Genomic DNA, 6,519 nt, shown 5'->3' on the forward strand with positions numbered 1-6,519 from the left:
CAAGGACGCCGGCGCCGACGGCGTGCTCGTGGTCACGCCCTATTACAACAAGCCGACGCAGGAGGGCCTCTATCTCCACTATAAGGCGATCAACGACGCGGCCGACATCCCGATCATCATCTACAACATTCCCGGCCGCAGCATCGTCGACATGTCGGTCGACACCATGGCGCGGCTGTCCGAGCTTCCGAACATCGTCGGCGTCAAGGACGCGACCGCCAACATGGCGCGGGTGAGCCAGCAGCGGGCGGCGATGGGCACCGAGTTCGTGCAGCTCTCCGGCGAGGATGCGACCGCGCTCGGCTTCATGGCGCATGGCGGGCAGGGCTGCATCTCGGTCACGGCCAATATCGCCCCTTCTCTCTGTTCGGAGTTTCAGCTCGCCTGCCTGGGCGGCAATTTCAAACGCGCGCTCGAGCTTCAGGACAGACTGATGCCGTTGCACGACGCATTGTTCGTGGAATCGAACCCAGGACCGGTGAAATACGCTGCCGAGAAGCTTGGGCTCTGCTCAGGCGAGACGCGGCTTCCGCTTGCCCCGCTCGCGGCAAGCTCCAAGGCCAAGGTCGACGCAGCGCTTGCCAAAGCCGGCCTGTTTCTCGTTTAGCACCGTAAGGTCGAGCCGATGGCGCAAAAGCGCGAGAGCGGCAAGCTCGTCGCCGAGAATCGCAAGGCGAGGTTCAACTACGCGATCGAAGACAAGCTCGAGGCCGGCCTCGTGCTTACCGGCTCGGAAGTGAAGTCGCTGCGTGCCGGCAAAGCGAATATCGGCGATGCCTACGCCTCTGACGAAGGCGGCGGCGCGCTCTATCTGATCAACGCTCATATTGCCGAATATGCGCAGAGCGGGCGCAACACCCATGAGCCCACGCGGCCGCGCAAACTTTTGCTGCACAAGCGCGAGCTCGACCGGCTGATGGGCGCCATCCAACGGCAGGGGATGACGGTCGTGCCGCTCAAGCTTTATTTCAACGCGCGCGGTATCGCCAAGGTCCAACTCGGCCTTGGCAAGGGCAAGAAGCTGCACGACAAGCGCGAGACCGAGAAGAGGCGCGACTGGGATCGGCAGAAGGGCCGCCTGATGCGCGACAAGGGGTAAACATCGGTGCGGGAATCACCTCCCCCCTTGAGGGGGAGGTCGGCGCGAGGCCGCTTGCGGCGTCGTGCCGGGAGGGGGGTAATGGCTGCGTCATTCTTGACTTTAACCCCCCTCCCTATCCCTCAAGGGGGGAGGGGAGAGTTCACGGCGCACTCTGGGGAGGACTTGCAATCGTGGTGGTTGGGGCGGCTGATCACCTTCAACTCGGCATGGCGCTGCCGCGCATCGCTCTGCCCGCAACAACCGGCCAGGAAATTTGTCTCGCCGACGTGCCGGGCCAGAGCGTCCTCATTGTGTACCCGTGGACGGGACGGCCGGGACATCCCAATCCGCCGAACTGGGACGACATCGAAGGCGCCCATGGCTCGACGCCGGAGCTTGAGGGGTTTCGCGACCTCAGCCCCGACTTCGCTGTGCTGAATGTCGGATTGTTCGGCCTCTCCCGCCAGGCGACCGACTATCAGCGCGAAATGGCCCTGCGCTTGCGCCTTCCATTTCCAATTTTGAGCGACGCCGACGGGAGCATGACGGGCGCCCTTGCCTTACCCAGTTTTGCAACCGGCGGAGAGACCTATCTGAAAAGACTCACGCTTATCCTCTCATCCGGAGCGATTGAGCACGTGCTCTATCCTGTGCCTGACCCTGCGTGTCACGCAGGCGTGGTGCTGCGATTATTCAGAAAAGAGAACCGGACCTAAAGAGCGTCATCTTCGGCGTCCTCGACCGAATAGCCGAGCCGGTCCAATCCTTCCTCGAGATAATCGGCGAGCAGCGGCATGCCGAGCAGGTAGTCCTCTCTGCGGTTGACGTGCTCGGTGCGCGCGGTATCGAGCGCCTCGTCGAGCTCCTCAGGTCCGAAGGAGCCTCTGCCGATCCAGGCGAGCGCCACGAGGCTCGCCTGCTCGTCCTCGTTCAGGTCGCGGATGAAGTCCTTGAGTTGCCCGCGTGTCGCGTCGTCGCTGAAGGATTCAAGAATCGAATCGGCGTCGTGATCTGAGGTGGCGCCGTCGTCCCAGGCCGCGACCTTGACTGCGCATTCGCGCGCCTTGACAATCACGTAGCCGATCTTGGTCGGCGAGATCTCCAACGCGGCCATGGGCCTCTCCTAAAGGCGTGCCCGCAACCCCAAAGCCAGAATGCCCGAGAAGGCGGCCCCCAGCAACACTTTCAGCGGCGCTTTCCGCCGCAGAGCTCGTTGACGATGTCGGTCAGCACGGCCTCGAACATCGGCGTGGTCAGCCTCCCGGTATTCGTGTTCTGGCGCGAGCAGTGATAGCTGTCGAAGAGCACCAGTCCGCTCTGGAGCTCGTGGCGGGCGCCGTGGGAAAACGGATGATCCCGCCGTTTCCGCTGAAGCGCATCGAGCGTGCTGTCATGGGCGATGCGGCCAAGCGCCAGGATGACCCGCAGCTTCGGCAGTGCGGCGATGCGCGCCTCCAGAAAATGCCGGCAATGGGAGATCTCGCCAGGCGTCGGCTTATTTGCCGGCGGTACGCAGCGCACGGCATTGGTGATCATGCAGTCGGTGAGCGTGAGCGCCTCTGGCCGCTCAGGATCGTGAACCCCTCGGGCAAGCCTGGCCTTGAGCAGGGTGCGATAAAGCAGCTCGCCAGCATGGTCTCCGAGGAAGGGGCGGCCGGTGCGATTGGCTCCCTTCAATCCAGGTGCCAGCCCGACAATGAGGAGCCGCGCGCTGTCGGGCCCGAAGGATGGAACCGCGCCGTTGAACCAGTCTGGATGCGCAGCTCTGTTGGTCGCGCGGAAGGACACGAGCCGCGGACAAAGCGGACAGTTTGCAGAGGGCTCAGGCGCGCTTGGTTGGTGAGGTTGGATGAGGGGCATGCACTATGCCTAGTCGAGCCCGGCGATGACGGATCGGGACGGGACCGTCGTCAGGTCTCGATCAGATCCTCCGAATCGAACTCATCGTGCGGCTCGGGCCTGCGCCGCTGGGCGCGCTCGGCCGGATCGCGGCCAATCTCGTTCTGCAGATAGGCAAGATCGATGAACTGGTCCGCCTGGCGGCGCAGCTCGTCGGCCACCATCGGCGGATTGGTGGTGAGCGTCGAGACTACGCTGACCCGCTTGCCCTTGTGCTGCAACGCCTCGACCAGCGAGCGGAAATCGCCGTCGCCGGAAAACAGCACGATATGGTCGAGATGCTCCGACAGCTCCATGGCGTCGACGGCAAGCTCGATGTCCATGTTGCCCTTGATCTTGCGCCGGCCGGTCGCGTCGGTGAACTCCTTGGTCGGCTTCGTCACCATGGTGTAGCCGTTATAGTCGAGCCAGTCGATCAACGGCCTGATCGAGGAATACTCCTGCTCCTCGGCGAGCGCCGTATAGTAGAGCGCCCTGATGAGCTGTCCCTTGGTGCCGAACAGCGCCAGCAGCCGCTTATAGTCGATGTCGAAGCCGAGAGATTTGGCGGTGGCGTAGAGATTGGCGCCGTCGATGAAGAGAGCGACGCGCTCGTTTGGATAGAAATGCATTGTGAGTCCTATCGTTAACAATATGGAGGCAAGCAATGAGCAGCCTGCAAGTAACGCGTCTTGGGGCCGCATAACAAACATAGGAACGCAAGCGTGAATGCGCAATCGACCGGGCACGGAAAAGTCCTGGTAGGGCTTGGTGCCAATTCTCCCGGGCCATGGGGCCGTCCGGCAATGACCCTGACGCTGGCGCTTCGCGAACTGGAGCGGAGAGGAATCACAGTAGAGGCCGTGTCCAACCTCTACGAGACCGCTGCCATGGGGGCGGCGCGCCAGCCGCCTTACGTCAATCAGGTGGCGCTTGTCGACACCAGCCTGCCGGCGCCGGCCCTGCTGCGCCTCCTGAAGCAGATCGAGGCGCGGGCCGGGCGGCGAGGAGGGCGCCCCTGGGGCGCACGCACCCTCGACCTCGACATCATCGACTATAAGGGCATGACCATGAATTGGTCGGGGAGCCGCAAAACCATGCCGCTGGCGCGTGTCAGGCCGCTGGTCCTGCCCCATCCGCAGCTCGAGCAGAGGCCGTTCGTGCTCCGGCCGCTGCTCGACGTCGCCCCCGATTGGCGCCATCCGGTCTCGAAGCTGAGCGCCCGCGAACTCTGGCGGCTTGTGCCGAAGCACGGGCAGGGGAGCGTGCTGAAACGCCTCTCCTGACCCTTTGCCGCCCTTGCTTTACCTTGCCAGGCCGGTGCGAACCGCCTAAATAGGGGATAACCTCCTCTTACTGACACAAGGATTTGCTGATGGCTCGCGTTACCGTCGAGGACTGCATCGACAAGATTCCCAACCGTTTCGAGCTTGTGCTGCTTTCCGGCCATCGCGCCCGGACCATCTCGGCCGGCGCCCAGATCGCCGTCGATCGCGACAACGACAAGAATCCGGTCGTCGCTCTGCGCGAGATCGCCGATGAGAAGATCGTCTGCGACGACCTTAGGGAAGACTTCATCCACTCCATGCAGAAATATGTCGAAGTGGATGAGCCAGAAGCAGAAGCCGTGCCTATGCTCTCGGCGGACACGAGAATGCCGATCCTCGGCCAGGACGATCAGTCGAACGATAATGCGATCGACAAGATGACCGAGGAGGAGCTGTTGCGCAGGATGGCGACCCAGGCGCCGTCAGATGGCTCCAATGCGGGACCCCGCTCGCGCTAATCAAGCTTACGCCCATAGTGCCGGGTCGCATCGCCGCGCCTTGCTGAGAGGCGTGCCATGACCACCCGCCAATACGAGCTGGTCGAGCGGGTGAAGAGCTACGAGCCCGACGCCGATGAGGCGTTGCTCAACCGCGCCTATGTCTACGCCATGAAGGCGCACGGCAATCAGAAGCGGGCCTCCGGCGCCCCCTTCTTTTCCCACCCGCTCGAAGTCGCCGCCATCCTCGCCGAGATGCGGCTCGACGACGCCACCATCGCCACCGCCCTGCTGCACGATACCATCGAGGACACCGGCGCCACCCGCAGCGAGATCGACGCGCTGTTCGGCGCCGAGATCGGCTCGCTGGTCGACGGACTCACCAAGATCAAGAAGCTCGACCTCGTCACCAAGAAGGCCGAGCAGGCCGAGAACTTCCGCAAGCTGTTGCTCGCCATCTCGAGCGACATTCGCGTGCTCTTGGTCAAGTTCGCCGATCGGCTGCACAACATGCGCACGCTGGGGGCAATGAAGCCGGCCAAGCGCGAGATCATCGCCGAGGAGACCATGGAGATCTATGCGCCGCTTGCCGGGCGCATGGGCATGCAGTGGCTGCGCGAGGAGCTCGAGGACCACGCCTTTCGCTGGCTCAACCCTGAAGGCCACGCCGCCGTCGTCGATCGCCTCAAGATGCTGCGTGAGCGCAATCAGGGCCCGATCGAGGAAATCGAGAACGCTCTGCGCAAGAAGCTCGAAGAGGCGAAGGTGCCGGCGGTGGTCGCCTTCCGCGAGAAGAAGCCCTACGCCATCTGGAGCAAGATGGAGCGCAAGCAGATCTCGCTCGAGCAGCTCTCCGACATCTACGCCTTCCGCATCGTGGTGAACGAGCTGACCGACTGCTACCGGGCGCTCGCCGTGGTGCACACCACCTGGCACGCGGTTCCCGGCCGCTTCAAGGACTACATTTCGAGCCCCAAGCAGAACGACTACCAGTCGATCCACACCACTATCGTCGGCCCGCGTCACCAGCGTGCCGAGCTGCAGATCCGCACCGAGCGGATGCATTCGGTCGCCGAGTATGGCGTGGCGGCGCATGCGCTCTACAAGGATGCCGCCAATGGCTCAGGGCCGCAAAACGGCGTGCTGCCGAGCCATGAGAGCAACGCCTATCGCTGGCTGCGCCATCTCGTTGACATGCTGCTCGAAGGCGACAACCCGGAAGAGTTTCTCGAGCACACCAAGCTCGAGCTGTTCCAGGATCAGGTGTTCTGCTTCACCCCGAAGGGCAGGCTGATCGCGCTGCCGCGCGGCGCCAACCCCATCGACTTCGCCTACGCGGTACACACCGACATCGGCAACACTTGCGTCGGCTGCAAGATCAACGGCCGGCCGATGCCACTCGTCACCGAGCTCAGGAACGGCGACGAGGTGGAGATCATCACCTCCGACGTGCAGGCGCCGCCTTCGGCCTGGCAAAGCCTTGCCGTCACCGGCAAGGCGCGCTCGGCGATCAGGCGGGCGACGCGCGACGCGGCGCGCGCCCAATATGGCAAGCTTGGCCGCGAAATCCTCGAGCGCGCCTTCAGCCGGCGCGGCAAGCGCTTCAGCGAGGAGGCCATCGCTCAGGCCCTGGGACGGCTTTCGCAGAAGACGCCGGACGACGTCATTGCCGCCGTCGGCCGCGGCGAGCTGTCGTCGGCCGACGTCCTCAAAGCCGCCTGGCCGGAAGACGCGCCGAGCGAGGCGCCGAAGCGGCGGCGCAGGGTCAAGCGCGCCGAAGAAGGCTGGTTCGGCC

General features: G+C 63.9%; 9 protein-coding genes. 6 read left to right on the forward strand and 3 right to left on the reverse strand.

The genetic code is table 11. From position 1 onward, the window contains the following. The 3 genes from dapA to ACREC7_RS15095 form a co-directional block, all read left to right on the forward strand. The coding region (gene dapA / locus ACREC7_RS15085; protein ID WP_431556515.1) for a 4-hydroxy-tetrahydrodipicolinate synthase at positions 1-607 on the forward strand (607 nt) is incomplete at its 5' end. A gap of 18 nt (positions 608-625) precedes the next feature. After that, entirely contained in the window at positions 626-1,099 is a 474-nt protein-coding gene (gene smpB, locus ACREC7_RS15090) for an SsrA-binding protein SmpB (protein WP_431556516.1), read from the forward strand. 176 nt (positions 1,100-1,275) lie between these two features. Next, on the forward strand, positions 1,276-1,797 hold the full coding sequence (locus ACREC7_RS15095) for a peroxiredoxin (protein ID WP_431556517.1): 522 nt from the start codon (positions 1,276-1,278) through the stop codon (positions 1,795-1,797). Here ACREC7_RS15095 and ACREC7_RS15100 read toward each other — a convergent pair. The 3 genes from ACREC7_RS15100 to ACREC7_RS15110 form a co-directional block, all read right to left on the reverse strand. After that, on the reverse strand, positions 1,794-2,195 hold the full coding sequence (locus tag ACREC7_RS15100) for a DUF3775 domain-containing protein (RefSeq protein ID WP_431556518.1): 402 nt from the start codon (positions 2,193-2,195) through the stop codon (positions 1,794-1,796). The genes ACREC7_RS15095 and ACREC7_RS15100 overlap by 4 nt on opposite strands. A gap of 71 nt (positions 2,196-2,266) precedes the next feature. Beyond that, entirely contained in the window at positions 2,267-2,941 is a 675-nt protein-coding gene (locus ACREC7_RS15105) for a uracil-DNA glycosylase (RefSeq protein WP_431556519.1), read from the reverse strand. Positions 2,942-2,991: 50 nt separating this feature from the next. After that, entirely contained in the window at positions 2,992-3,591 is a 600-nt protein-coding gene (locus ACREC7_RS15110; protein WP_431556520.1) for an NYN domain-containing protein, read from the reverse strand. A 93-nt stretch (positions 3,592-3,684) separates the two neighbouring features. On the opposite strand from ACREC7_RS15110, the gene folK reads away from it, so the two are divergent. The 3 genes from folK to ACREC7_RS15125 form a co-directional block, all read left to right on the forward strand. Beyond that, a complete protein-coding gene (gene folK, locus ACREC7_RS15115; protein ID WP_431556521.1) occupies positions 3,685-4,245 on the forward strand; it encodes a 2-amino-4-hydroxy-6-hydroxymethyldihydropteridine diphosphokinase in 561 nt (186 codons plus the stop codon). 89 nt (positions 4,246-4,334) lie between these two features. Then, positions 4,335-4,745, forward strand: coding sequence for a DNA-directed RNA polymerase subunit omega (rpoZ, locus tag ACREC7_RS15120; RefSeq protein ID WP_431556522.1), 411 nt, complete (start codon positions 4,335-4,337; stop codon positions 4,743-4,745). Positions 4,746-4,802: 57 nt separating this feature from the next. Then, a partial coding sequence (locus ACREC7_RS15125; protein ID WP_431556523.1) for a RelA/SpoT family protein occupies positions 4,803-6,519 on the forward strand: 1,717 nt, incomplete at its 3' end.

Origin of the sequence: Methyloceanibacter sp. (assembly GCF_050728395.1) — a bacterium.
Lineage (GTDB): Bacteria > Pseudomonadota > Alphaproteobacteria > Rhizobiales > Methyloligellaceae > Methyloceanibacter.